Source organism: Rhizobium sp. SVR5-2C (assembly GCF_056755115.1).
The window spans coordinates 1-244 of sequence record NZ_JBNDHT010000528.1; the positions used below are offsets into that span (position 1 = coordinate 1).

Genomic DNA, 244 nt, shown 5'->3' on the forward strand with positions numbered 1-244 from the left:
TGTCGGAGCTGTTCGAGGAGTTGCCCGAGGCCGGCGATCTGCCCAAGCCGAAGCTGGTGTTCTTCTTCGACGAGGCGCATCTGCTGTTCAACGACGCGCCCAAGGCGCTGATGGACAAGATCGAGCAGGTGGTCCGCCTGATCCGCTCCAAGGGTGTCGGCATCTACTTCGTGACGCAGAACCCGATCGACGTGCCCGACCGTGTGCTCGGACAGTTGGGTAACCGGGTGCAGCACGCGCTGCG

At 63.5% G+C, this 244-nt stretch carries 1 protein-coding gene; it reads left to right on the forward strand.

From position 1 onward, the window contains the following. Positions 1-244: helicase HerA-like domain-containing protein (locus ACPYOI_RS36785; RefSeq protein ID WP_481424272.1), on the forward strand; the 244-nt coding region annotated here is incomplete at both ends.